This is a genomic window from Afifella aestuarii, assembly GCF_004023665.1.
GTDB classification, from domain to species: domain Bacteria; phylum Pseudomonadota; class Alphaproteobacteria; order Rhizobiales; family Afifellaceae; genus Afifella; species Afifella aestuarii.
In genome coordinates, this window is sequence record NZ_SAUF01000001.1 from 528,583 (window position 1) to 551,586 (window position 23,004).

Below are 23,004 nucleotides of genomic sequence, written 5' to 3' on the forward strand. Positions count from 1 at the left end.
GCGCGCCGTCTTAACGATCTCCAGATAGCCCTAAAGGCACACCCTCAAGAAGGGCATGCCTCGCTGCGGGCCGAAACGGCTCGATCAATAATCGCGACAGCTGCGCGGAATGCCGCTTCTATAGTCATTGCGCTGGTATCGATCAAGTGGGCGTCGTCTGCGGGACGCAGCGGCGAATCGGCTCGCTGCATGTCGCGCGCGTCGCGGCGCTTCAGATCTTCAAGCACGGCTTCGTAGTCGACATCCTGTCCGCGGCCGCGCAGTTCGTCCGTGCGGCGGCGGGCCCGTTCCTCGGGCTTTGCCGTCACAAAAAGCTTGGCAGCGGCATCGGGGCAGACCACCGTGCCGATGTCGCGTCCGTCGAGGACGGCGCCGGGCAGCTCGGCTGCGAATTGGCGCTGGCGCTCGACGAGGGCGCGGCGGAGCTCGCCCATGACGGCGATCTTCGAGGCTGCCTCGCCGATATCGTGCGCGGCAAGGCGGTCGCGCTCCATCGTCGAAAGATCGAGCCGGGACGCTGCGGCGACGGCCGCGGCGACATCCGGTTCGTCCTCGCCCGAGGCCAGAAGCTCGGCCGCCACGGCGCGGTAGGTGAGGCCGGTATCGAGATGGCGCAGGCCGTAATGCGCGGCGAGCCGGCGCGCGAGCGTTCCCTTGCCGGAGGCGGCGGGGCCGTCGATGGCGATGATGAGAGGTTCGCTCATGAGAAGGCCGGCTCCTGATCTTTGAGGTCGGCGCCGAGCTTTCGCAAAGTCTCCTCGAAATTCGGGAAACTCGTTGCGATCATGTTGGCGTCGTCGACGGTCACCGGCTTGTCCGCCACGAGGCCCAGAACGAGGAAGCTCATGGCGATGCGGTGATCGAGATGGGTGGTGACGGTGGCGCCGCCCGGCACCTTGCCTCCGGTGACGGCGAGGCTCGCCTCGCCCTCTTCGCAGGTGACGCCGTTCGCCGCGAGGCCGGCGGCGACCGCGGCGAGACGATCGGATTCCTTGACGCGCAATTCCTCAAGCCCGTGCATGACGGTCGTTCCTTCGGCGCAGGCGGCGGCGATGGCAAGGATCGGATATTCGTCGATCATCGAGGGTGCGCGTTCGGCCGGGACCGTGACGCCTTTGAGACGCGAGGTGCGGGCGCGCACGTCGCCCAGGCGCTCGCCCCCGGTCTCGCGCTCGTTTTCGATCGACAGGTCGGCGCCCATGTCGTGAAGCACCTGCAGGAGGCCGGTGCGGCGCTCGTTGAGGAGAACGCCTTCCACGACGATATCGGAATCGGGGCAGATGAGGCCGGCGACGATCAAAAAGGCGGCGGAGCTCGGGTCCGACGGGACCTCGATCGGCTGCGGCTTGAGCTCGGGCAGCCCTTGAAGGCGGATGACCGCTTCGCCCGAGGCCGTCGTCTTCACCTCGATATCGGCGCCAAAGCCTTTGAGCATCTTTTCGGTGTGGTCGCGCGTCGGCACCGGTTCGATCACCGTCGTGGTGCCGGCGATGTTGAGGCCGGCGAGAAGGACGGCCGATTTCACCTGCGCCGAGGGGACGGGAACGCGGTACTCGATCGGCGCCATCGGGGAGGCGCCTTTGAGCGTCAAAGGCAGACGGTCGCCGGAGCGGGCGATCACCTCGACGCCCATTTCCCGCAACGGGTCTAGGATGCGGCCCATCGGCCGGCGCGACAAAGAGGCATCGCCGAGGAAGGTCGTGGCGAAGGGATGGGCGCCGGCAAGCGCCATGGTGAGGCGCGCACCGGTGCCGGCATTGCCGAAGTCGAGCGCGGTTTCCGGCTCCAGAAAGCCGCCGGTGCCGAGGCCGTGGACGCTCCATTCGCCGGTCGAATGCCGCTCGACCTTGGCGCCGAGGCTGCGCATCGCCGCGGCCGTGGCGAGAACATCGGCCGCTTCCAGCAGGCCCGTGATCCTGGTCTCGCCGAGAGCGAGCGCGCCGAACATCAACGAGCGATGCGAGATCGACTTGTCGCCCGGCACCGTGACGCGGCCCGAAAGGCTGGAGGAGGCGCGGGCCGTCGACGGGCGTGGAACGGCTTCCGACATGGGCGATGTCCTCATATGGTGCTGCGACAAGGTGGTCTCGCGGATGCTTTCCGGAGCGCTTTCGGGGCATGCCCCGGCGCCCTCCCGTTAGCATCCTCCCCGGCGGGGGTCATCCCCGCGGGCGCCCCGCGCGAGACAGATGCACAGAGAAGGCGTTTGACAGGGGCAGCACCGGCCGGTAGTGGGACCGCGATTTTCTGACATTCGAGGATTAGCCGACGTGGCCAAGCCAGAACTTGGAACCAAACGCGTTTGCCAGGAATGCGGCACCAAGTATTACGACCTCAATCGTGATCCTATTGTGTGCCCGCATTGCGGTACCGTCTATGAGCTGTCCGCCCGCGAAAAGGCGGCAGAAGCGGCCGCGGCCGAGCAGGAGGAAGAGGTCGAGGACGTCGTCGAAGCGGAAGACGACGAGGATGAGGACGTGGATGTCGTCTCCCTCGAAGAGGCCGAGGACGAGGAAGAAGGCGAGACGAGCGATTCGAAGTCTTCCGATGAAGACAGCGATGACGACGACGTTCCGGAGATCGACGACGACGGGTTGGAGATCGACAACGACGACGACGATGACGCCTTCCTCGACGACGACGAAGACGAGGATGAGGACGTCTCCGACATCCTCGGTGACGTCGACGAAGACGAGGAGCGCTGAGGCGCTGCAAAATTCGCATTTTTCGGGACTTGCAAAACGACAAAGTCGCGCATAGTTTCCGCCCGCTTCGGTCGGAGAGCATTCGCTCCCCGGCCGAACAAGGTTCCCGCCTCCAAGGCGGCAGCCTGAAGGCCGATCTCCTCGTTTGATCGGTCATTCCCAAAGAATGGGGCCGTAGCTCAGTTGGGAGAGCGCGTGAATGGCATTCACGAGGTCAGGGGTTCGATTCCCCTCGGCTCCACCATTTTTCGATGTGATTCTCTTTTAAGCGCTTCATAGCCTCCGCTCCTGCCGCATCGGCCGCGCGGACTGTCTGTGAGAATCCCCCCGAGCGTTCTCGGGCATATCGATCGCGGGCCTTGCCGTTTTTCGCCCGCGTGATGTCGACAGGACAGGAGCTGCTTCGACATGGACAAAAATCTCGCCGTTTTCGCCCTTCCGATCTCGCTGCGAGAAGTCTGTTTCCATGTCCGTGTTTCTCACCCTTTCCGATCTTTCCTGGTCCAAGCCTGACGGCGCGCCGCTTTTCAGCGATGTTGATCTGAGATTTGGCCGCGAGCGTGTCGGCCTCGTCGGGCGCAACGGCATCGGCAAGACGACGCTCCTGCGGCTCATTTCCGGCGAACTGCGTCCTACATCGGGTCATGTCGACATTCGTGGCACGGTCGGTCTGATGCGCCAGGAGATGGCGGTCGCGGGCGGCGGGACGATCGCGGACGTCTTCGGTGCGGGCGCGGCCTTGGACCTGATCGATCGCGCCGAGGCTGGCCTTGCGGGCGTCGACGAGCTTGGTCACGCCGATTGGACGATTTCCGAGCGCATCCGGACCGCACTCTCCCGCTGCGGTCTCGACGTCGATCCGCGCACACCGCTTGCGGCGCTCTCAGGAGGCGAGCGGACGCGTGTCGCCCTTGCCGCTCTCGTCTTCGAGGCGCCCGATTTCCTGCTTCTCGACGAGCCGACGAACAATCTCGATCGTGCGGGGCGGCAGGCGGCGATCGAGCTCATCCGCGGATGGGGGAGCGGCGCCATCATCGTCAGCCACGACCGCGAGCTTCTGGAAGAGATGGATGCGATCGTGGAGCTGTCGCAGCTCGGAGCGGTGCGCTACGGCGGCAATTACAGCGCCTTCAGCGAGCAGAAGGCCGCGGAATCTGAGGCTGCCGAGCGCGAACTGGCGGATGCGGAGAAAACTCTCGCCGAAGCGCGACGACGGACGCAGCAGGCGGCGGAGCGCAAGGCGCGCACGGACAGCCGGGGACGAAAGGCCCGTGCCAGGAGAGACCAGCCCAAAATTCTGATGGATGCGGCAAAGGAGCGGGCCGAGGCGACAGGCGGGGCACATGCGCGTCTGCGCGATGCACGGCTTCAGACGGCGAAGAACGCGCTTGCCGAGGCGCGGGCGTCTGTCGAGATCCTGCGGCCCTTGTCGATGGAGCTTGCGCCGACCGGTCTGCCCCGCGGCAAGACCGTCTTGCGGGTCGATGGGGTGACCGGCGGGTATGAGCGGGCGAGGCCGGTCATTCGCGATTTTTCCCTGACGATCACCGGGCCTGAGCGTGTCGCCATCGCCGGGCCGAACGGCTGTGGCAAAACCACGCTGATCAAATTGATCACCGGGCGGCTCGAACCGCTAAGCGGTCATGTCGATCTTCGCGTGCCGTTTGCGTTTCTCGATCAGCATGTGAGCCTGCTGCGTCCCGACCTCTCGTTGCGGGAGAATTTCCGCCGCCTGAACCCGCAGGCGGACGAGAACCAATGTCGCGCGGCCCTGGCGCGGTTTCGGTTTCGGGCGGAAGATGCGCTGCAGGAGGCGGTGAGCCTGAGCGGGGGCGAGCGCCTGCGCGCCGGTCTCGCCTGCACCATCGGCCAGGCCGAGCCGCCCCGCCTTCTCATTCTGGACGAGCCGACGAACCATCTCGATTTCGATGCGCTTCAAGCTCTCGAGAGCGCGCTTCAGGCCTATGACGGCGCGCTCATCGTCGTCAGCCACGACACCGCATTCCTTGCACGCCTCGGCCTCGACCGGGTGGTGGCGCTCGGCGGAGGCTGAGCGATCGCGCGCAGGGTGCGGCGCCGATAATATTCGAAGAGGAGGAGAGAGTTTTTGGCCGACCATATGCACGTGGTGACCGGTGGCCCAGGCTCGGGGAAAACCGCGCTCATCGAAGCCCTCGCGCGGGCGGGGCTGCGCACCATGCCGGAGGCGGGACGCGCGATCATCCAGGATCAGGTTCAAATCGGCGGATCCGCTCTGCCCTGGGCGGATCGGGCCGCTTTTGCGGAGCTCATGCTCTCATGGGAATTGCGCTCCCACCGTGAGGCGCTCGCCATCGCCCGCCCGCTGGTGATGGATCGTGGCGTGCCGGACGTGATGGGCTATCTGCGGCTTTGCGGTCTTCGCGTTCCCGATCATGTGCGCAAGGCGGTCGAGCTCTACCGATACAACCCGCGGGTTTTTCTCGCGCCCTGGTGGCCAGAGATCTTCGCGCAGGATGCGGAACGCAAGCAGGACGCCGCAGAAGCGCAGGAAACCGGCGCGGTGATGGAGAGAACCTATTTGGAGCTCGGCTACGAGGTCGTGCACCTGCCTTACGCCAGCATCGAGGAACGTGCGGCCTTCGTGCTCGAACGCGTGGCAGCGTGAGGGCGGCGGGTTTTCGCAAGCGCGCCGGCCTTTGAACGCGCAGCGTTTGAGACGAGGGTCGTTCCCGCCTTCGTGCGATCGTCTTGGCTGGGTTTTCTCGCTCGAGTCCGCTCTCCGTGCCGTGCCGACATGCTTTCTTGCGTCTCCCGGGCACAAGAAGAATGACCAGTTTTGAAATCACGCGGAAAGGCTGGGGAGTTCTGTAAGAAGGGTTATTGAGCCTATTAGAAGTTTTGCGCGCGTGCGAGATGCAAGCTGTGCGCAAGGTATTCGGTATATTCGCGATCGATCTTCTACATCTTTATGCGCGCCTTGGTCGGAAGCGCTGAGGGGGGTCTTGGGGAAGACTATGCTGCGTTCTGCCAAAGCCAAGAATGCCGAACTGATCGTGGAGGCTCTCGATCGTTCGCTCGCCATCATCGAATTTACGCCAAGCGGAGAGATCCTCACGGCCAATCGAAACTTCCTCGATTGTGTCGGCTATGAACTCAGCGAGATCGTCGGGAAACATCATTCGATGTTCGTCGACGCGATCTATCGGCAGAGCGAGGCGTACGAGCACTTCTGGCGCGATCTGGCGGCCGGTAAGTTCATGCAGGCGGAGTTCAAGCGTGTCGGCAAGGCGGGCGCGCGTATCTGGCTGCAGGCGACCTACAATCCCGTCATGTCGAAGGGAAAGGTCGTCAAGATCGTCAAACTTGCGACCGACATCACCGAAAAGAAGCTGCAGACGGAGACCGATGCGGCCTGGCTTTCCGCCCTCAACCGCTCGCAAGCGGTCATTCAATTCGATCTCTTCGGGACGATCGTCCACGCCAATGCGAATTTCCTGGAGGCGACCGGGTATTCTCTGGAGGAGATCGTCGGCAAGCATCACTCCATGTTCCTGGAAGCCAAGGAGCGCGAGAGCGCGGATTATCGCGAGTTCTGGAAAGCGCTGCGCAACGGCGAATTTCAGGCCGCCGAATACCGCCGCTTCGGCAAGGGTGGCCGGGAAATCTGGATCCAGGCGACCTACAATCCGATTTTCGATGAGAATGGCGACGTCTGCGGCGTGGTGAAGTTCGCCACCCAGACCAACCGGGTCAAAGAGCGGCTGGAGCGGGAGGCCATTCAGAAGTCGATCGACGTCGATCTGGAGGCGATCCTCAAGGAGATCACCGACGCCAGCCAGCAGGCGACCTCCGCAGCGAGCGCCTCCACGCAGACCTCCACCAACGTCCAGGCGGTCGCCTCGGGCGCAGAGGAATTCGCCGCCTCGATCGAGGACATCGGTCGGCAGGTAGGTCATGCGCTGGAGATCACGGCAGCCGCCGTCGGCAAGGGCGATCGCGCCAATGCCATCGTCGGCGGGCTGTCGGAAGTGACCCAGAGGATCGGCGACTTCGTCGGCCTCATCAACAGCATCGCCGCCCAGACGAACCTTCTTGCCCTCAATGCGACGATCGAGGCGGCGCGTGCCGGCGAGGCGGGCAAGGGTTTTGCCGTCGTCGCCTCCGAGGTGAAGCATCTCGCGGGTCAGACCGCCAAGGCCACGGACGACATCACCACGCAGATCGCGGCCGTTCAGGCGGTGACGGGCGAGGCGGCGGATGCGTTGAAGGAGATCACGGCGCTGGTCAGCGAGATCAACTCCATCTCCATCAGCATCTCTTCGTCGATGGAGGAGCAGTCCGCCGTGACCCGCGACATGGCCTCGAATATGGAGACGGCGTCCTTCGGCGTTACCACGATCACGGACAATATGGCTGCGATCGCCGCGGCGACGCAGGGCGTGCGAAACTCCACCTATCAGGTCCGCGAAGCCTCCCGGATGATTGCCTGACGATGTCTCTAGGCTCCCTGGCGGAAACGGCCGGAGAGGATGTGGCTGGAGCCCGGATAGACGAAGTTGGCGAAGGTGATCATGGTCTTGCCGCGCCAGGTGCGGCGTTCGACACTGAGGCAGGGCTCGTCATCGGCGATCTGAAGCAGACCGCCGGCCGTGCTGCCTGCGCGGATGGCGGCGATGCGGTGCTCGCCTTCGGTGTAGGAGACGTTTTCCAGAAGCCAGGGGCCCGGCGGAATATCCTCGAACGGGATGCCGCGGGCTTCCGGTACGATGGTGAGATTGATCCAGCGGTCTTCGAGCGCGGCGGGCTTTGAACTTGCGAAATGCCGGCAATGGAGATGCAGGATCGGCGTTTCGGCTGCCACGCCGGTGGCAAGGCTCATCGCCGCGGACACGCGCGCTTCCTGGCGCTGCATCAATTCGTAACCATAATCCTCGCCCCGGGCCTCGATTTCGTGGCGGATGTCGCCGATCGAGGTGACGGCGTGTTCGCCGGCGCGCGGGGCGACAAAGCTGCCGACGCGGCGGCGGCGGGCGATCAGGCCCTGATCGGCAAGGGCCCTGAGCGCGCGGTTCACCGTCATGCGCGACGCGCCGAACGTCTCCATCAGGCTGACTTCCGGGGGAATGCGCTTTCCCGCTTCCCAGGAGCCGGAGAGAATCGGATCGGCGATCGCCCGGCGGATCTGGTCGTGGAGCGGGCCTTCGCCGTCGAGCTTCAACTCCGCCGTCATGAGACGAGCCGGCGCATCGTCTCGGCAAAACGCTCCCGGATTTCCGTGCGGGCGACGTGGCGGCCGGATTCCACCTTCTTCTCGCCGCCGACATAGACGTCGGCGATCGCGGCGGGACCGCCCGCAAAGATGTAGCTGTCGAGAAGGCGATCCTCGTCGCGTCCGACGAGGGTCGGATGGTCTTGGTCGAGGACCACGATATCGGCGCGGCATCCGACTTCCAGACGACCGATCGGGCGGGCGAGCACCTGCGCCCCGCCTGCGGCGGCACCCTCATAGAGACGGCGGCCGGTGGAGAGGGCGGGGTCGCCGAGGACGTTTCTCGCGCGCTCCTTGAGGCGCTGCGAATATTCCAGCATGCGCAGTTCCTCGGCCGCACTGATCAGGACGTTGCTGTCGCTGCCGACGCCGAAAGCGCCTGAGGCGGCCAGAAAACGGGTGCCGTCGAAAATGCCGTCGCCGAGGCTCGCTTCGGTGATCGGGCAAAGGCCCGCCACCGCGCCAGATCGTGCCAGCCCTTCGGTTTCTTTCGGCAGCATATGCGTGGCGTGGACGAGGCACCAGCGGCGGTCGAGCGCCACATTGTCGAGGAGCCATTCGACCGGACGGGCGCCAAGGGCCGCCACGCATTCCTCGACCTCTTTCGTCTGTTCGGCAGCATGGATGTGGAACGGGCCGGAGGGACAAAGTGCCAGAACGTCGTCGAACATCTCTGGCCTGATGGCGCGTAGCGAATGTGGCGCGATGCCGAGTTGGGCATCCGGGAGCGTCGCAAGATGGGTGCGGGAGGCTTCGAGAAGCCGGGCGAAGCGTTCCGGGTCGTTGCCGAAGCGAAGCTGCGCCGGGCTGAGCGGCTCGCCGGCAAAACCGTTCTCGCCATAAAAGACGGGGAGAAGCGTCAGGCCGATGCCGGTCGCGCGCGTCGCCTCGACGATGCGGCCGGCCATTTCGGCGATGTCGTCATAGGCGGACCCGCCCGGCGCATGGTGGAGATAATGGAATTCGCCGAGCGCTGTGAAGCCGCCTTCGAGCATTTCCACGCAGGCCTCCGCCGCGATCGCCTCCACGTCGTCCGGCGTCAGGCGCTCCAGGAAGGAATACATCACCTCGCGCCAGCTCCAGAAGGAATCGGCTGTCTCGCCGCGCCGTTCGGCAAGCCCCGCCATGCCGCGCTGGAAGCAATGGCTGTGCAGGTTCGGCAGGCCGGGGAGGGCGATGCCGGAGGCGGGGCTGCCGTCGCTTTGACCCGTCTCGATTTTTGCGATGGCGCCATCCTCGGCGACGTCGATCGCGACATTGTCGGCCCAGCCGGTCGGCAACAGAGCCTTGTCGAAACGGAGCTTGATCATCGGCATTGTCCTCGCTAATCCTTATTTGTATAGACAAATGATGAGAGCGAGGGAAGAGCTTGGCTGAACCTGTCGATCGTCTCTGGCGCAATGCGCGCATCGCCACGCTGGAACCCGGATCCGGCGCCGGATCGGGTGATGGCGCGCTCGGCATCATCGAAGGTGGCGCGCTCGCCACGAAAGACGGCAAGATCGTCTTCGTCGGCCGCGAGGGCGACATGCCTGCCGTCGCCGCCCAAGAAACGATCGACTGCGAAGGCCGGTTCATTCTTCCGGGCCTCATCGACTGCCACACGCATCTCGTTCATGGCGGCAACCGCGCCGCGGAATGGGAAATGCGGCTGAAGGGCGAGAGCTATGAGGCGATCGCCAAGGCCGGCGGCGGCATCGTCTCGACAGTCTCCGCGACGCGCGCCGCCTCGGAAGACGATCTCGTCCAATCGGCGCTGCCGCGCCTCGACACGCTCCTTGCCGAGGGCGTGACCACGATCGAGGTGAAATCCGGCTACGGGCTCAATCCGGACGACGAAGTGAAGATGTTGCGGGCCGCAGGCCGGCTCGCGGAGCTCCGGGACGTCGATGTGGTCCGCACCTTCCTCGGCGCGCATGCGTTGCCGCCGGAGGCGGAGGGCGACAAGGATGCCTATATTGCCGAGGTCTGCGAGCAGCAGCTGCCGCAGGTGGCGGCGGAAAAGCTCGCCGATGCGGTCGACGGCTTTTGCGAGGGGATCGCCTTCTCGCCGGAGCAGATCGCCAAAGTCTTCGACGCCGCCAAAGGTTTCGGTCTGCCTCTGCGCCTCCATGCCGAACAGCTTTCCGATCTCGGCGGGGCCGCACTGGCCGCAAGCTATGGCGCGCTCTCGGCCGACCATCTGGAATATCTGGGCGATGACGGCATTGCCGCGATGGCCAAGGCGGGCACGGTCGCCGTGCTCCTGCCCGGCGCCTATTACTTCCTGCGCGAAAAGCAGTCTCCGCCGGTTGCCGCCTTGCGCGCGGCGGGCGTGCCGATCGCGATCGCGACCGATTGCAATCCCGGCACCTCGCCGATGACCTCCCTCACGCTCACCATGAACATGGCCTGCACGCTCTTCCGTCTCACCCCGGAAGAGGCGATCGCCGGCGTCACCCGCGAAGCCGCGAAGGCCCTCGGGCTGGCGGCGCGGATCGGCACGCTGGCCGAAGGAAAGGACTGCGATCTTGCGATTTTTGACATCGAGCATCCGGCCGAGCTCGCCTACCGCATCGGCTTCAATCCGTTGTGGCAGCGTGTGAGGCAGGGACGATGACAAAGCTTACTTTGACGCCGGGTGCCGTCACCCTCGCCGAGCTTGAACGCCTTTACCGCGACGGTCTCGATGCCGAGCTCGACCGGGCCTGCCGCCCGGCTGTGGAAGCCTCGCAGGAGCAGGTGCAAAAGGCGGCCGCCGGCGAGGCTGCCGTCTATGGCATCAATACGGGCTTTGGGAAGCTCGCCTCGACGCGGATTGCCCCGGCGGACACGGCGCAGCTGCAGCGCAATCTCATCCTGTCGCATTGCTGCGGCGTGGGCGAGGCGCTGCCGGCGCCGATCGTGCGGCTGATGATGGCGCTGAAGCTCTTGTCGCTCGGACGCGGCGCCTCCGGCGTGCGCTGGGAGATCATCGCCTGTCTCGAAGACATGATGGCGAAGAACGTCGTTCCCGTGGTGCCGCGGCAGGGCTCGGTCGGCGCCTCCGGCGATCTGGCGCCGCTCGCCCATATGACGGCGGTGATGATCGGCGAGGGCGAGGCGGTCTATGACGGTGCGCGCATGGAAGGCGGCGCGGCCATGCGCGCGGCGGGGCTTCAGCCCGTCGTGCTCGGTCCGAAGGAAGGCCTCGCGCTCATCAACGGCACGCAATGTTCGACCGCGATGGCGCTTGCGGGTCTCTTCGGCGCCTGGCGCGCGGGTCTCACCTCGCTGGTGACGGGCGCGCTTTCCACCGATGCGGCGATGGGGTCTGCCGCGCCCTTCCGCGAAGAAATGCACACGCTGCGCGGCCAGCCGGGGCAGATCGCGGCGGCTGCGACGCTGCGGGCGCTGATGGCCGATTCCGAAATTCGCGAATCGCACCGCGAAGGCGACGAACGCGTGCAGGACCCGTACTGCCTCAGATGTCAGCCGCAGGTCGCCGGCGCCTGTCTCGACCTTTTGCGCCAGGCCGGCAATACGCTCAGGATCGAGGCGAATGCCGCGACCGACAATCCGCTCGTTTTGACCGAGAGCGGCGACATCGTTTCCGGCGGCAATTTCCACGCCGAGCCGGTGGCATTCGCGGCCGATCAGATCGCCCTAGCGATCGCCGAACTCGGTTCGATCGCGCAGCGGCGCATCGCCATGCTGGTCAATCCGACGCTCTCCTTCGGCCTTCCCGCCTTCCTGACGCCGAAGCCCGGTTTGAATTCGGGCTTCATGATCGCCGAAGTGACGGCGGCGGCGCTGATGAGCGAGAACAAGCAGCGCGCCAATCCCTGTTCGACGGATTCCACGCCGACGAGTGCCGACCAGGAAGACCATGTCTCCATGGCCGCGCATGGGGCGCGGCGGCTCGGACCCATGAACCACAATCTTTCGCGCATCATCGGCATCGAATGGCTGGTGGCGGCGCAGGGCGTGGAACTGCGTGCGCCGCTTCAGACCTCGCGCGCTTTGCAGACGGCGCTGGCGCGGCTGCGTGATGCGGTGCCGGCGCTCGACGATGATCGCTATCTTGCGCCCGATCTCGGTGCGGCGGCGGGCCTCGTGGAAGCGGGCGCGGCGCTCGATGCATGCCGGGACGTGGCATTTCCCGATCTGGAGGCTTGATCCTTGCGCGATTTCATCACCGTCGGACGCGGCGGCTCACCGCTCATCCTGTCTTTCCCGCATACGGGAACGGCGATCCCGCCCGAGCTCGAGACGCGGCTCGTCAGCCGCGAGCGGGCCATCCTCGACACCGATTGGTGGATCGACCGGCTCTATGGCCCGATCGCCAAGCAGCTCGATGCGAGCATCGTGCACACCGTGATGTCGCGCAGCGTCATCGACGTCAACCGCGACCCGTCGGGCGTCTCGCTCTATCCCGGGCAGGCGACGACGGGGCTGGTGCCGACCGAAACCTTTGATGGCGAGCCGCTTTATCGCCCCGGCGAAGAGCCGGATCCGGCGGAGATCGACGTGCGGCGCGAGAGCTGGTTCGCGCCCTATCATGCAGCTCTCGAAGCTGAGATCGCCCGCGTGAAGAGCCGGCACGGCTTCGCCGTCCTCTACGACTGCCATTCCATCCGCTCCGTCATCCCGCGGCTTTTCGAGGGCGAATTGCCGGTCTTCAATCTCGGCACCAATGAAGGGGCGAGCTGCGCGCCCGAGATGCAGGCGGCCGTCGCCGATGTCTGCGCCGCTTCGGATTTTCCGAGCATCGTCAACGGCCGCTTCAAGGGCGGCTGGATCACCCGCCATTACGGCCGGCCGGACGAGCGCGTGCACGCGCTGCAGATGGAGCTCGCCTGCCGCGGCTACATGGACGAAGACCCCGTCGCCTGGAACGAGGAGAAGGCCGAGGCCATGCGGTCGGTCCTGACCAAAGCCCTGACTGCCCTCCTCGTGGCGGCCAAAACCAAGGAACAGAGCTGAGCACATGAACCGTCTCGACAACGCCCGCAAGATTTCGAGCCCGCGGGGAACCGAGCTCACGGCCAAATCCTGGCTGACCGAAGCGCCGATGCGCATGCTGATGAACAATCTCGACCAGGAGGTCGCCGAAAAGCCGGAAAGCCTCGTCGTCTATGGCGGCATCGGGCGCGCGGCGCGCGACTGGGAGTCCTTCGACCGCATCGTGTCGACGCTGAAGGAGCTCGAAGCCGACGAGACGCTGCTCGTCCAATCGGGCAAGCCGGTCGGTGTCTTCCGCACGCATGAAGACGCGCCGCGAGTTCTGATCGCCAATTCCAATCTCGTGCCGGCCTTCGCCAATTGGGAGCATTTCAATAAGCTCGATCGGGCCGGGCTGATGATGTACGGCCAGATGACGGCCGGCTCGTGGATCTATATCGGCACGCAGGGCATCGTTCAGGGCACCTACGAGACGTTTGCGGAGATGGGCCGCCAGCATTACGGCGGCGATCTCTCCGGCCGCTGGATCCTGACCGGCGGGCTCGGCGGCATGGGCGGCGCGCAGCCGCTCGCCGCCACGATGGCCGGCGCCTCGATGCTCGCCGTCGAATGCCAGCAGAGCCGCATCGAGTTCCGCAAGCGCACCGGCTATGTCGACGAGATGACGCAGGATCTCGACGAGGCGCTCGCGATGATCGAGCGCGCCTCCAAGGAGAAGAAGGCGATCTCCGTCGGGCTTCTCGGCAATGCCTCTGAGGTGTTCCCTGAGCTTCTGCGCCGCGGCGTCCGCCCGGATGCCGTCACCGATCAGACCTCGGCACATGATCCGCTCAATGGCTATCTGCCGGCCGGGTGGACGCTCGGCGAATGGGAAGAGCGGCGCGAGAGCGACCCTGAAGCCGTCGAAAAGGCGGCGAAGGACTCCATGCGGGCACAGGTGGAAGCCATGCTCGGCTGGTGGGACCAGGGCGTGCCGGTCGTCGATTACGGCAACAACATCCGCCAGCGTGCCAAGGAAGTGGGGCTCGAACGCGCCTTCGACTTTCCGGGCTTCGTGCCGGCCTATATCCGCCCGCTCTTCTGCCGCGGCATCGGGCCGTTCCGCTGGGCCGCACTTTCCGGCAACCCGGAAGACATCTTCAAGACCGACGCGAAGGTGAAGGAGCTCCTGCCGGACGACAAGCACCTGCACAACTGGCTCGACATGGCGAGGGAGCGCATCCACTTCCAGGGTCTGCCGTCGCGCATCTGCTGGGTCGGGCTCGGAGACCGCGACCGACTCGGTCTCGCCTTCAACGAGATGGTGGCGAAGGGTGAACTGGAAGCGCCGGTCGTCATCGGCCGCGATCATCTCGATTCCGGCTCCGTCGCTTCGCCGAACCGCGAGACGGAATCGATGCGGGACGGCTCGGACGCGGTCTCCGACTGGCCGCTCCTCAATGCGCTTCTCAATTGCGCTTCCGGCGCGACCTGGGTGTCGATCCATCATGGCGGCGGCGTCGGCATGGGCTGGTCGCAGCATTCCGGCCAGGTGATCGTCTGCGACGGCAGCGAGGCCGCGGCGCGGCGGATTTCACGGGTTTTGTGGAACGACCCGGCGACCGGCGTCATGCGTCATGCCGATGCGGGCTATGAAGAGGCGCTCGCCTGCGCCCGCGAGAAGGGCCTGAAGCTGCCGGGGATTTTGGGCAGCTGAGGTCTCAACTCACGAGAGATCGAAAAGGCGGGCTGCGGCCCGCCTTTTCTTTGCGTGCGGTTTCGTGGACTCCAGCCGATCGTCACTCCACCCAGAGGTCGCGGCTCTTGTGCCAGCCTTCGAGCGATTCCTCCGGGTACACGTCGAAGGTCTGATCGTTCGGGCCGATATCGGGCACGACCCAGTTCGCCTTCGAGCCGAGCATCAGATGCACGCGTTCCGGCGGGATCGGCAGTTCGCTGTCGATTGCCGAGGCGAAGGGATGGATGAGTTCCGGCCAGGTCGGGTCGAACAGCCAGAGGGCGGTGGCGCAATGGCGGCAGAAATTGCGTTCCCCGGTCGAGATCTCGCAATGGCCGCCGCGATCGATTTCGGCGCGGAAGATCTCAATCGCCTCGCGGCCTTCCACTTTGAGCGTCGCGGCAATGCCGCCGAGATTGATGGCGTAACCGCCGCCGCCCGCCGTCTTGCGGCAGATGGAGCAATAGCAGAGCTGATAGGGCTGAGGCGTGTGGCTTTCGACGGAAAAGTGCACCGCGCCGCAGCGGCACGAGCCTTTCAGGGTCATTGGCATGGCGGTCTCCTCGTAAAGGGCCTTGTTTCACTCCGGCATCTAGGACGGCGCGGCGCCGTCGCGAGGGGAGGGCATGGCGCCGCCGCCTTTGAGCGCCCTGCGCCCCCGCCACGCCTCGTGCCTGCAGGCCCGACCGCTGCGGCTTGATGCGTCGCGTTGGGGGCTCCGGTTCGGAAGCCGGCAAAGTCAATGATTTCGCGGCGTTTGGCGCCTTGCCTCCTTGCAACTCTTGCCACAATCATTTCATAACGACGCGTTGCAGCACCCCAGAGGACGGACCTCATGCAGCCTTTGCCGGTGACGCTTTGATTGTCCGCAACCTCGTTGTTCCATTCAGGATGATGACATGTCGCTAGTCGCCAACACCGCGCCCCACCTTCCTTATCTGCGTCGCTTCGCCCGCGCATTGACGGGCGGGCAGAAGAGCGGAGATGCCTATGTGGTTTCCGTGCTGGAGGCGCTCGTCGAGGATCCCGATTCCTTCAATTCCGATAACGACCCGCGCGTCGAGCTTTTCAAAGCCTTCTGCCGCTACTGGAATTCGGTCGATATCAACCTGAAGGAAGACACGGTCGATCCGGTTGGCGACCCGTCCGTGCGGCGGCTCGAGGCGATCACGCCGCTGCCGCGCCAGGCCTTTCTGTTGATGTCGGTGGAAGATTTTTCCGCCGGCGAGACGGCCGAAATTCTCGGCAAGTCGGAAGAAGAGGTCTCCCGCCTCGTCGACCAGGCCGGTCGCGAAATCGCCGAGCAGGTGGCGACCGACGTCCTCATCATCGAGGACGAGCCGCTGATCGCCATGGACATCGAAACCCTGGTGAAGACGCTCGGCCACAGCGTGACCGGTGTCGCCCGCACGCATTCCGAAGCGATCAAGGCGGTGGAAGAGCATCGCCCGGGACTGGTTCTCGCCGATATTCAGCTCGCCGACGGCAGCTCCGGCCTCGATGCCGTCAATGAAATGCTGCAGTCGTTTTCCGTGCCCGTCGTCTTCATCACCGCCTATCCGGAGCGGCTTTTGACCGGCGAGCGGCCGGAACCGGCCTTCCTCATCACCAAGCCGTTCCAGCCGGACACGGTCAAGGCGGTGATCAGCCAGGCTTTGTTCTTCGAGCGCCGCGCGAGCTAGGTGCGAGGCGGCCGGAGGGGGCTCAGAACCCCGTCCGGCGCGAGGGCGCGCGCGCTGCAGGCGGCCTTCGCGAAAAAAATCGCAGCCCGTCGTTTTTTTTCGGAACCTTCCTTCGAACCCGCCGTTGTGGGTCCATAAGTAAGAGTTACGGAAACGGCGGGCGCGCCTCCTCTTCCCCCCTTTGCCCCAGCGTCCGCTGTTTCCGTCAACTTTCCAAGCAGCAAGAACAGGCCTCCTCCGGGAGGCCGTTTTTTTATGGTTCGGCTTTCTCTCCTTCGTACCGCCCGGCTTTTTCGAGGTCCCGTCGGACACAGCGAGATGGGTGCCTGCGGTGTAAGGCCGAGGGCTTTTTTCTTGTGGCGAATTATCGCCGCCATGGACGGGAACTTGATGCGCCGCCTATCGTTGTGCCGAGGACCGACCTCCGGTATGACCTGTCTCATGTATTTTCGGTGTTTTTGGCCGTGACAGCTTCACCGCCTCGCGACAAGGAAGGACGCCCTCTCGGGGCGACGCACGTCGCCAAAGCGGCGCTATGGGAGCGCTGTGCCAAGCTCCTGCGCGGCTCGCAGATCTCATTGTTTTCTCAAGACGCCGAAGGCCATTTCAACTGGGTCTTCAATTCGCCTGCGGGCTTGAGCCCCTCCACCGTGCTCGGACGCACCGATGAGGAGGTGCTGCCGCTCGCGGCGGCCGAGCAGCTCGGAGCGGCCAAGGAGGCGGCGATCCAGGAGGGCGAGATGCAGCAGGTGGAGCTGTGTCTGCCTTACGGTGACGATCCGCGCTGGTACGACGTGATGCTGGTGCCCGAAGAAGACGAGGACGGCTCGCAGACCGCGATCATCGGCGCGGCAATCGACATCACCGAGCGCAAGATCCAGGAAGAGCATCTTCGCATCGTCATGCGCGAGCTCGCGCACCGCTCCAAAAATCTGCTTGCCGTCATTCAGGGCATCGCGCGGCAGACGGCGGAAAACGCCTCTTCCACGGAGCAATTCGTCAGCCGCTTCAACGGGCGCATCTTTTCCCTGTCGCGCGCGCATGACGTGCTGACGGAGGCCGACTGGCGCGGGGCGCGCATCTTCGATCTCGTTCGCTCGCAGATTTCGCTTTATGCCGAGCCGCGGCTGAGCCAGGTCGAGATCACCGGCATCAACGGCTTTCTGCGGCCGAACGCCGCGCAATATCTCGGGCTCGCTCTGCACGAGCTCACCACCAATGCCATCAAATACGGGGCGCTCGGCACCGACGAAGGGCGTGTCGAGGTCAGCTTCGAGCGGGTGCCGGAAGATGCCGGCCGCTACCGCTTCACCTGGTGCGAGCGCAAAGGTCCGCCGGTGAAGGAGCCCAAATCGCGAAGCTTCGGCGTCGTCATGCTGTGCAATGTCGTGCCGACGACCGTCGGCGGCGAGGCAGACCTCGTCTTCGATGGCGACGGGCTGTGCTACGAGCTGACGCTCGCCAAATCGCAACTTATTCCCTGATCGCTCGGTCATGGGCAGTTGGCACGGACCCGTCGGCCTGACAGGCCGGCTCGGCCGTGAGCACCGGCTGCATCGTCTTCCGACCGGACCGAGGATCTTCTCGCGTCCCTTGCCGCCCGGTGGAACGCGCCTATCGCAAGCGCCCGAGCGGAAGGCGTGACATCACGGCATGGTCGCTTCCACGCCCGGCATTTGTGAGATCGCGAGCGACCCTATATGCAGGGTCGATAAGAAAACCCCAGGCATTCAGGACGATTTCATGGACCAGACGGCGGCGACCGCCATCGACCCGAAGCTTTTCCGCAATGTCATGTCGCGCTTTGCCAGCGGCGTGACCGTGGTTGCCGCCGAGACGGAGAGCGGTGTGCGGGCCATGACGGCGAACGCGTTTCTGTCGGGTTCTCTCAACCCGCCGCTCACGGTCGTTTCCGTTGCCAAACGCGCCCATATGCATCCGGTGCTGTCAGAGGCCGAGATCTATTCGATCAGCTTTCTCGCCCGCGAGCAGGAGGATCTGAGCAACCTTTTTGCGGGACGCAAGGTGGAGGGCGCGAAGGCGGAGTTTTTCGATTTTCACGGCGCCCCCGCGCTCGAGGGCGCTCTCGCCCATATCGCGCTCACGCCGCATGCGGTGCATGAATGCGGCGACCATTCGCTCTTCCTCGGCGAGGTCCGCGGCATGCAGGCGAAGACCGGGACGCCGCTTCTTTATTACGCTTCAGCCTATCACCACCTTGCGACCGAGCCGGAGAGCGCGACGCACAAGGTGGCGAATTTCTGGTGACACAAGGCGGCTGAAGCAGTGGGTTGGCATGGGGAAAGGTCTGTCCGGTAATTTCCCTGCGCAACTTTCCCGTGCCGCCTTGCCCTTTCTGCCGCTTTCCTCCAATCGGAAGCCGGCATGAGCCCGAAGGAGATGTTGATGAGCGACTGGCCCGTCCACGGCAAGATTACCGGCCCCATCGTGATGATCGGCTTCGGCTCGATCGGACGCGGGACGCTGCCTCTGATCGAGCGGCATTTCGAGTTCGACAAGGACCGCTTCGTCGTCATCGACCCGGTCGACACGGACCGCAAGCTCCTCGACGAGCGCGGCATCGCTTTCATCCAGAAGGAAGTGACGGCGGACAATTATCGCGAGCTTCTGACGCCGCTCCTGACCAAGGGCGAGGGCCAAGGCTTTTGCGTCAACCTTTCGGTCGATACGTCTTCGCTCGACATCATGAAGCTCTGCCGCGAGATCGGCGTGCTTTATATCGACACCGTGGTGGAGCCCTGGCTGGGTTTCTATTTCGACCGCGGCATGGACCAGGCGCAACGCACCAACCATGCGCTGCGCCAGACCGTGCGCGACGAGAAGGCACGTTCGCCGGGCGGCACGACGGCCGTCTCCTGCTGCGGCGCCAATCCGGGCATGGTGTCTTGGTTCGTGAAGCAGGCGCTCGTCGATCTCGCCGAGGCGCTGCAACTCACTTATGAAGAGCCGTCGCAGGACGATCGCGCCGGCTGGGCGAAGCTGATGCGCGATGTCGGCGTCAAAGGCATCCATATCGCCGAGCGCGACACGCAGCGTGCCAAGCATCCGAAGCCGATGAACGTCTTCTGGAACACCTGGTCGGTGGAAGGCTTCATTTCGGAAGGCATGCAGCCGGCCGAGCTCGGCTGGGGCACGCATGAAAAATGGACGCCCGAGAATATGCGGGCGCAGCAGACGGGCTGCCAATCGGCCCGTTTCATGCTGCAGCCGGGCGCCAATACCCGTGTCCGCACCTGGTGCCCGACGCCGGGCGCGCAGTACGGCTTCCTCGTCACCCACAATGAATCGGTGTCGATCTCCGATTATTTTACGATCGGCGAGGGGCTCGAACCGGAATACCGGCCGACGGTGCATTACGCCTATCACCCGGCGAACGACGCCGTTCTGTCGCTGCATGAAATGTTCGGCCAGGCCGGTCAGGCGCAGCCGAAGCACCATATCCTCGACGAGGATGAGATCGAGGACGGTATCGACGAGCTCGGCGTGCTGCTCTACGGCCACAAGAAGAACGCCTATTGGTACGGCTCGCGGCTTTCCATCGAGGAGACGCGCGATATCGCTCCCTATCAGAACGCGACCGGCCTGCAGGTGACCTCGGCCGTGCTCGCCGGCATGGTGTGGGCGCTGGAACATCCTGAAGCCGGCATCGTGGAGGCCGACGAGATGGATTTCCGCCGCTGCCTCGAGGTGCAGCTTCCCTATCTCGGGCCCGTCGAAGGCCATTACACCGACTGGACGCCGTTGACGGACCGGCCCGGGCTCTTCCCGGAAGACATCGACGACAGCGATCCCTGGCAGTTCCGCAACGTGCTCGTGCACGGATAAGCGGCACGCACTCTTCGGCAAGAAACAAGGCGGTCGCTCCGGCGGCCGCCTTTTTGTTTGGTCGGGGGCCGCGTTTCGGCGAGGCGCAGGAGACTTGTTCTGTAACACTCAGGGTTATATATCGTTTCCTGGTTGGGGGATGGCCGGGTGTGCCGGCATGAAGGTTTTCAAGAACAAGTGGTTCGCTCGATTTGCTCGGAATGAAGCGATCGAAGACGAAGTCCTTTGCGCAACGGTTGCCTATCTGGAGAGGGGTTTAATCGACGCTGATCTGGGGGGCGGGGTGATCAAGCAAAGGCTGGCTCGTCCGCAGGGAGGCAAGTCTGGAGGCTTTCGAACGATCCTCTTATTTCGTTGCGGTGATCGGGCGATATTCGTTTACGCTTTTGCCAAGAGCCGTCGTGCCAACCTGCGGAGAGACGAAGTCGTTGCTTTCAAGCGGCTTGCTTCCGAGTTTCTGAAATATGACGCAGCAGCCCTGGCAAAGGCCGTCGCGTCCGGTGCCCTGATCGAGGTTCTTTGTGATGAAATCGGCTGACGACACGTATCGAAGCGATGCTTTCGCTGCCGTGCACGAGACGGCGTCGGACCTTCATGAGGCGGGCCTCATGGACAAAGAGACCCTGCGTGGTTTCGACATGCTTTGTCTGACACCTGTGAAGGCGCTTTCTCCCGACGAGATCAAAGCGCTGCGCGAGCGTGAACGGGTGAGCCAGGCGGTCTTCGCGCGCTATCTCAACGTGACGGCGGGTCTCGTCAGTCAATGGGAGCGTGGCGAAAAGAAACCTGCAGGTCCATCTCTCAAGCTCCTGAGCCTCGTTCGAAACCGCGGTCTGCGAGCGATCGCTTAGCCTGGCGGAGAGCTGCGCGGCGGCTTTCCTATTGCAGGAAGACGCGGACGGAGGCGCCTTTGCCGGTTCGGTCGAGCACCGTGACATCGGCAAAACCCGGACCGTCCGGCTCAAAGAAGAGCTCGCGACGAAAGGCGGTGCTGCCGACCGGGCGACCATTGACGAACCAGGTGAAGGGCGGCGCGCCGTCGCGGAGTTTCACGGCGAGCGCTTCGCCATGGCCCTTACCATGTTGGTCGGCGAGGCCGAGATCGATGCGGGCACCGTCGGGCGGAAAGGCGATTTCGGGCCCTGGCGTGCCCGGACGAGCGGTGCGGGCGACATGGCGGAGCGGCGGCGGGAGATCGGCCGTCGCCACATCGAGAAGGTTCGGCGGGGCGGCGCGCAGGCGTCTGGTGGGCCCGAGGCGGGCGAAGGCTTCCAGCATGATCGGGGCCGCAGCCTCGATTCCGACGAGGCCCGGAACGGGGGTCGCATCGGCGCGGCCGGCCCAGACGCCGATCACGTGGTTTCCGTCGAAGCCGACCGCCCAGGCGTCGCGGTAGCCATACGAGGTGCCGGTCTTGAAGGCGATGTTGTCGGCCTTGGCGCCGAGCGGCGTCGGCGCGCCGGCGAGGATGTCTGAGACCTGCCAGGCCGCTGCCTCGGAGAGGACCCGGCCGAGCGGTTTGCCCGTCGCGGCTCCCGTCTGGCCCTTTTCCTCCGTCAACGAAATGGCGCGCCCGCCGCGGGCGATCGCCGCCGACAAAGTGACGAGATCGCGGAGCGTGACGCCGAGCCCGCCAAGGCCGATCGCAAGGCCCGGCGGCGAGACGTCGGACAAAGCGGGGCGCACGCCGGCGCGGCGCATGCGGGCGAGAAGCCGCGCCGGGCCGACCTCTTCCAGAAGCGTGATCGCCGGCACATTCAGAGACAATTGCAGGGCGCGGCGCACGGTGACGGTGCCCCGGTATTCGCCGTCGAAGCTCGACGGCGTGTAGCCTGAAAAGGCGCTCGGACGGTCGTCGATCAGGCTTTCGGGATGGGCGAGACCGAGCTCGAAGGAGAGGCCATAGATCAAGGGCTTCAAGGTGGAGCCCGGCGAGCGCTCGCGCTCCGTCATGTCGATGAAGCCGGCGCGGGCGAAATCGAGCGGATCGGAGGAGCCGACAGAGGCCAGAATCTCGCCGGTGCGGTGGTCGGCGACGAGGATGGCGACGCTCGTCTTGCGCCCGAGTGTCTTTGCCGCCTTGTGCGCCAGAGCCTCAAGGCGCGCCTGCGCATCCGCATCGATCGAAAGCGCGACGACGGGAGGCGCGTCGGCGCGATGGGCGAGGCGGTTCGCGAGATGGGCCGCGAGCATCGGGAAGGGATGGCGCGTGTCCGGCGAGGCTTCGGTGCGCGCCTGGCGGGCGATTTCGGGGCGGAGTGCGCCGGCCTTGGCCGCGCGGGCGAGCACACGGTCGCGCGCCTCTTTTGCCCGCTTCGGAAAACGGTCCGGCCGGCGGGCTTCCGGCGATTGCGGGATGGCGACGAGAAGCGCGGCCTCGGCCGCGGTCAGACGGCGCGGCTCCTTGCCGAAATAGGCGAGCGAGGCGGCGCGCACGCCTTCGATATTGCCGCCATAGGGGGCGAGCAGGAGATAGAGGTCGAGGATCTCGTCTTTCGACAGGCGCGTCTCAAGGGCGCGCGCCAGGAGGATCTGGTGCGCCTTGCCGGCGAGGTTGCGCGTGTCGTCGCCGCCGAGAAGCCGTGCCACCTGCATGGTGAGCGTCGAGCCGCCGGAGACAATGCGCCCGTGGCGCAGCATCTGCCAGAAGGCGCGGCCCATCGCGGCCATATCGACGCCGTGATGGGCGAAGAAGCGCTTGTCCTCATAGGCGAGAAGGAGACGGGTGAAGAGAGGGTCGACATCACCTTTCACTGCGTCGAGACGCCAGATGCCGTCCGCCACCGGGAAGGGGCGGAGCAGCGTGCCGTTGCGGTCGACGACGAGCTGCGAGGTCGGCGGGTAAAGGTCGGGCAGAGGCGTGAGATGCACTGCGAGCCG

Annotated in this window: 20 protein-coding genes and 1 tRNA gene; 15 read left to right on the forward strand and 6 right to left on the reverse strand. The window is 65.0% G+C overall.

Going from position 1 to position 23,004, the window contains the following annotated elements:
- Positions 1-44: 44 nt before the first annotated feature.
- Together cmk and aroA are read right to left on the reverse strand one after the other, a co-directional pair.
- Positions 45-704 (reverse strand): (d)CMP kinase, encoded by a 660-nt coding sequence (gene cmk, locus EO094_RS02450; protein ID WP_128290747.1) that lies wholly within the window; start codon positions 702-704, stop codon positions 45-47.
- Entirely contained in the window at positions 701-2,050 is a 1,350-nt protein-coding gene (aroA, locus tag EO094_RS02455; protein WP_128290748.1) for a 3-phosphoshikimate 1-carboxyvinyltransferase, read from the reverse strand. Before aroA ends, cmk begins: the two co-directional genes overlap by 4 nt.
- Before the next feature lie 220 nt (positions 2,051-2,270).
- Between aroA and EO094_RS02460 the strand changes: the two genes are divergently transcribed.
- The 5 genes from EO094_RS02460 to EO094_RS02480 all read left to right on the forward strand — a co-directional run bounded on the left by EO094_RS02460 (position 2,271) and on the right by EO094_RS02480 (position 7,177).
- A complete protein-coding gene (locus EO094_RS02460) occupies positions 2,271-2,705 on the forward strand; it encodes a TIGR02300 family protein (RefSeq protein ID WP_128290749.1) in 435 nt (144 codons plus the stop codon).
- A gap of 168 nt (positions 2,706-2,873) precedes the next feature.
- Positions 2,874-2,949: transfer RNA gene (locus EO094_RS02465), tRNA-Ala, on the forward strand.
- Positions 2,950-3,171: 222 nt separating this feature from the next.
- Positions 3,172-4,758: an ABC-F family ATP-binding cassette domain-containing protein gene (locus EO094_RS02470; RefSeq protein WP_128290750.1), complete on the forward strand. Its 1,587-nt coding sequence runs from the start codon at positions 3,172-3,174 to the stop codon at positions 4,756-4,758.
- Between the two features lie 66 nt (positions 4,759-4,824).
- On the forward strand, positions 4,825-5,352 hold the full coding sequence (locus tag EO094_RS02475; RefSeq protein WP_205649851.1) for an AAA family ATPase: 528 nt from the start codon (positions 4,825-4,827) through the stop codon (positions 5,350-5,352).
- 349 nt (positions 5,353-5,701) lie between these two features.
- Complete coding sequence (locus EO094_RS02480; RefSeq protein ID WP_128290752.1) at positions 5,702-7,177, forward strand: methyl-accepting chemotaxis protein; 1,476 nt, start codon at positions 5,702-5,704, stop codon at positions 7,175-7,177.
- 8 nt (positions 7,178-7,185) lie between these two features.
- On the opposite strand, the gene hutC is transcribed toward EO094_RS02480, so the two are convergent.
- Both hutC and EO094_RS02490 read right to left on the reverse strand, forming a co-directional pair.
- On the reverse strand, positions 7,186-7,917 hold the full coding sequence (hutC, locus tag EO094_RS02485) for a histidine utilization transcriptional repressor HutC (protein WP_128290753.1): 732 nt from the start codon (positions 7,915-7,917) through the stop codon (positions 7,186-7,188).
- Complete coding sequence (locus EO094_RS02490) at positions 7,914-9,266, reverse strand: formimidoylglutamate deiminase (RefSeq protein WP_128290754.1); 1,353 nt, start codon at positions 9,264-9,266, stop codon at positions 7,914-7,916. Before EO094_RS02490 ends, hutC begins: the two co-directional genes overlap by 4 nt.
- Before the next feature lie 59 nt (positions 9,267-9,325).
- On the opposite strand from EO094_RS02490, the gene hutI reads away from it, so the two are divergent.
- From hutI to hutU, 4 genes are read left to right on the forward strand one after another with little or no spacing between them, the layout of a single operon-like run.
- Positions 9,326-10,555: an imidazolonepropionase gene (gene hutI / locus EO094_RS02495; RefSeq protein ID WP_128290755.1), complete on the forward strand. Its 1,230-nt coding sequence runs from the start codon at positions 9,326-9,328 to the stop codon at positions 10,553-10,555.
- Entirely contained in the window at positions 10,552-12,093 is a 1,542-nt protein-coding gene (gene hutH, locus EO094_RS02500; protein ID WP_128290756.1) for a histidine ammonia-lyase, read from the forward strand. Before hutI ends, hutH begins: the two co-directional genes overlap by 4 nt.
- A gap of 3 nt (positions 12,094-12,096) precedes the next feature.
- The gene (hutG, locus tag EO094_RS02505; RefSeq protein WP_128290757.1) at positions 12,097-12,900 is read left to right on the forward strand and encodes an N-formylglutamate deformylase; all 804 of its coding nucleotides are present in this window, start codon (positions 12,097-12,099) and stop codon (positions 12,898-12,900) included.
- A 4-nt stretch (positions 12,901-12,904) separates the two neighbouring features.
- Positions 12,905-14,575: a urocanate hydratase gene (hutU, locus tag EO094_RS02510; protein WP_128290758.1), complete on the forward strand. Its 1,671-nt coding sequence runs from the start codon at positions 12,905-12,907 to the stop codon at positions 14,573-14,575.
- A gap of 82 nt (positions 14,576-14,657) precedes the next feature.
- On the opposite strand, the gene EO094_RS02515 is transcribed toward hutU, so the two are convergent.
- Positions 14,658-15,149, reverse strand: a complete 492-nt coding sequence (locus EO094_RS02515) for a GFA family protein (protein ID WP_128290759.1) — start codon at positions 15,147-15,149, stop codon at positions 14,658-14,660.
- Between the two features lie 346 nt (positions 15,150-15,495).
- Between EO094_RS02515 and EO094_RS02520 the strand changes: the two genes are divergently transcribed.
- The 6 genes from EO094_RS02520 to EO094_RS02545 all read left to right on the forward strand — a co-directional run bounded on the left by EO094_RS02520 (position 15,496) and on the right by EO094_RS02545 (position 20,975).
- Complete coding sequence (locus EO094_RS02520) at positions 15,496-16,278, forward strand: response regulator (RefSeq protein WP_092813723.1); 783 nt, start codon at positions 15,496-15,498, stop codon at positions 16,276-16,278.
- A gap of 578 nt (positions 16,279-16,856) precedes the next feature.
- Positions 16,857-17,762, forward strand: coding sequence for a sensor histidine kinase (locus EO094_RS02525; RefSeq protein WP_128290760.1), 906 nt, complete (start codon positions 16,857-16,859; stop codon positions 17,760-17,762).
- A 259-nt stretch (positions 17,763-18,021) separates the two neighbouring features.
- Complete coding sequence (locus EO094_RS02530) at positions 18,022-18,546, forward strand: flavin reductase family protein (RefSeq protein WP_128290761.1); 525 nt, start codon at positions 18,022-18,024, stop codon at positions 18,544-18,546.
- Positions 18,547-18,678: 132 nt separating this feature from the next.
- Positions 18,679-20,124 carry a homospermidine synthase gene (locus tag EO094_RS02535; RefSeq protein ID WP_128291775.1) on the forward strand — a complete coding sequence of 482 codons (1,446 nt, stop codon included), beginning with the start codon at positions 18,679-18,681 and terminating at the stop codon, positions 20,122-20,124.
- 157 nt (positions 20,125-20,281) lie between these two features.
- The gene (locus EO094_RS02540) at positions 20,282-20,662 is read left to right on the forward strand and encodes a type II toxin-antitoxin system RelE/ParE family toxin (RefSeq protein ID WP_128290762.1); all 381 of its coding nucleotides are present in this window, start codon (positions 20,282-20,284) and stop codon (positions 20,660-20,662) included.
- Positions 20,649-20,975: a helix-turn-helix domain-containing protein gene (locus EO094_RS02545; protein ID WP_128290763.1), complete on the forward strand. Its 327-nt coding sequence runs from the start codon at positions 20,649-20,651 to the stop codon at positions 20,973-20,975. Before EO094_RS02540 ends, EO094_RS02545 begins: the two co-directional genes overlap by 14 nt.
- Before the next feature lie 28 nt (positions 20,976-21,003).
- Here the strand turns inward: EO094_RS02545 and pbpC are convergent, their stop codons facing one another.
- Positions 21,004-22,995 (reverse strand): penicillin-binding protein 1C, encoded by a 1,992-nt coding sequence (gene pbpC, locus EO094_RS02550; protein ID WP_246008339.1) that lies wholly within the window; start codon positions 22,993-22,995, stop codon positions 21,004-21,006.
- Between the last annotated feature and the right edge of the window lie 9 nt (positions 22,996-23,004).

What these genes read in the sequence shown, in the direction of transcription:
- cmk (WP_128290747.1), bottom strand. Translation starts at nt 704, where the DNA reads ATGAGCGAACCTCTCATCATCGCCATCGACGGCCCCGCCGCCTCCGGC.
- aroA (WP_128290748.1), bottom strand. Translation starts at nt 2,050, where the DNA reads ATGTCGGAAGCCGTTCCACGCCCGTCGACGGCCCGCGCCTCCTCCAGC.
- EO094_RS02470 (WP_128290750.1), top strand. Translation starts at nt 3,172, where the DNA reads ATGTCCGTGTTTCTCACCCTTTCCGATCTTTCCTGGTCCAAGCCTGAC.
- EO094_RS02475 (WP_205649851.1), top strand. Translation starts at nt 4,825, where the DNA reads ATGCACGTGGTGACCGGTGGCCCAGGCTCGGGGAAAACCGCGCTCATC.
- EO094_RS02480 (WP_128290752.1), top strand. Translation starts at nt 5,702, where the DNA reads ATGCTGCGTTCTGCCAAAGCCAAGAATGCCGAACTGATCGTGGAGGCT.
- hutC (WP_128290753.1), bottom strand. Translation starts at nt 7,917, where the DNA reads ATGACGGCGGAGTTGAAGCTCGACGGCGAAGGCCCGCTCCACGACCAG.
- EO094_RS02490 (WP_128290754.1), bottom strand. Translation starts at nt 9,266, where the DNA reads ATGATCAAGCTCCGTTTCGACAAGGCTCTGTTGCCGACCGGCTGGGCC.
- hutH (WP_128290756.1), top strand. Translation starts at nt 10,552, where the DNA reads ATGACAAAGCTTACTTTGACGCCGGGTGCCGTCACCCTCGCCGAGCTT.
- hutU (WP_128290758.1), top strand. Translation starts at nt 12,905, where the DNA reads ATGAACCGTCTCGACAACGCCCGCAAGATTTCGAGCCCGCGGGGAACC.
- EO094_RS02515 (WP_128290759.1), bottom strand. Translation starts at nt 15,149, where the DNA reads ATGCCAATGACCCTGAAAGGCTCGTGCCGCTGCGGCGCGGTGCACTTT.
- EO094_RS02520 (WP_092813723.1), top strand. Translation starts at nt 15,496, where the DNA reads ATGTCGCTAGTCGCCAACACCGCGCCCCACCTTCCTTATCTGCGTCGC.
- EO094_RS02530 (WP_128290761.1), top strand. Translation starts at nt 18,022, where the DNA reads ATGGACCAGACGGCGGCGACCGCCATCGACCCGAAGCTTTTCCGCAAT.
- EO094_RS02535 (WP_128291775.1), top strand. Translation starts at nt 18,679, where the DNA reads ATGTTGATGAGCGACTGGCCCGTCCACGGCAAGATTACCGGCCCCATC.
- EO094_RS02540 (WP_128290762.1), top strand. Translation starts at nt 20,282, where the DNA reads ATGAAGGTTTTCAAGAACAAGTGGTTCGCTCGATTTGCTCGGAATGAA.
- EO094_RS02545 (WP_128290763.1), top strand. Translation starts at nt 20,649, where the DNA reads ATGAAATCGGCTGACGACACGTATCGAAGCGATGCTTTCGCTGCCGTG.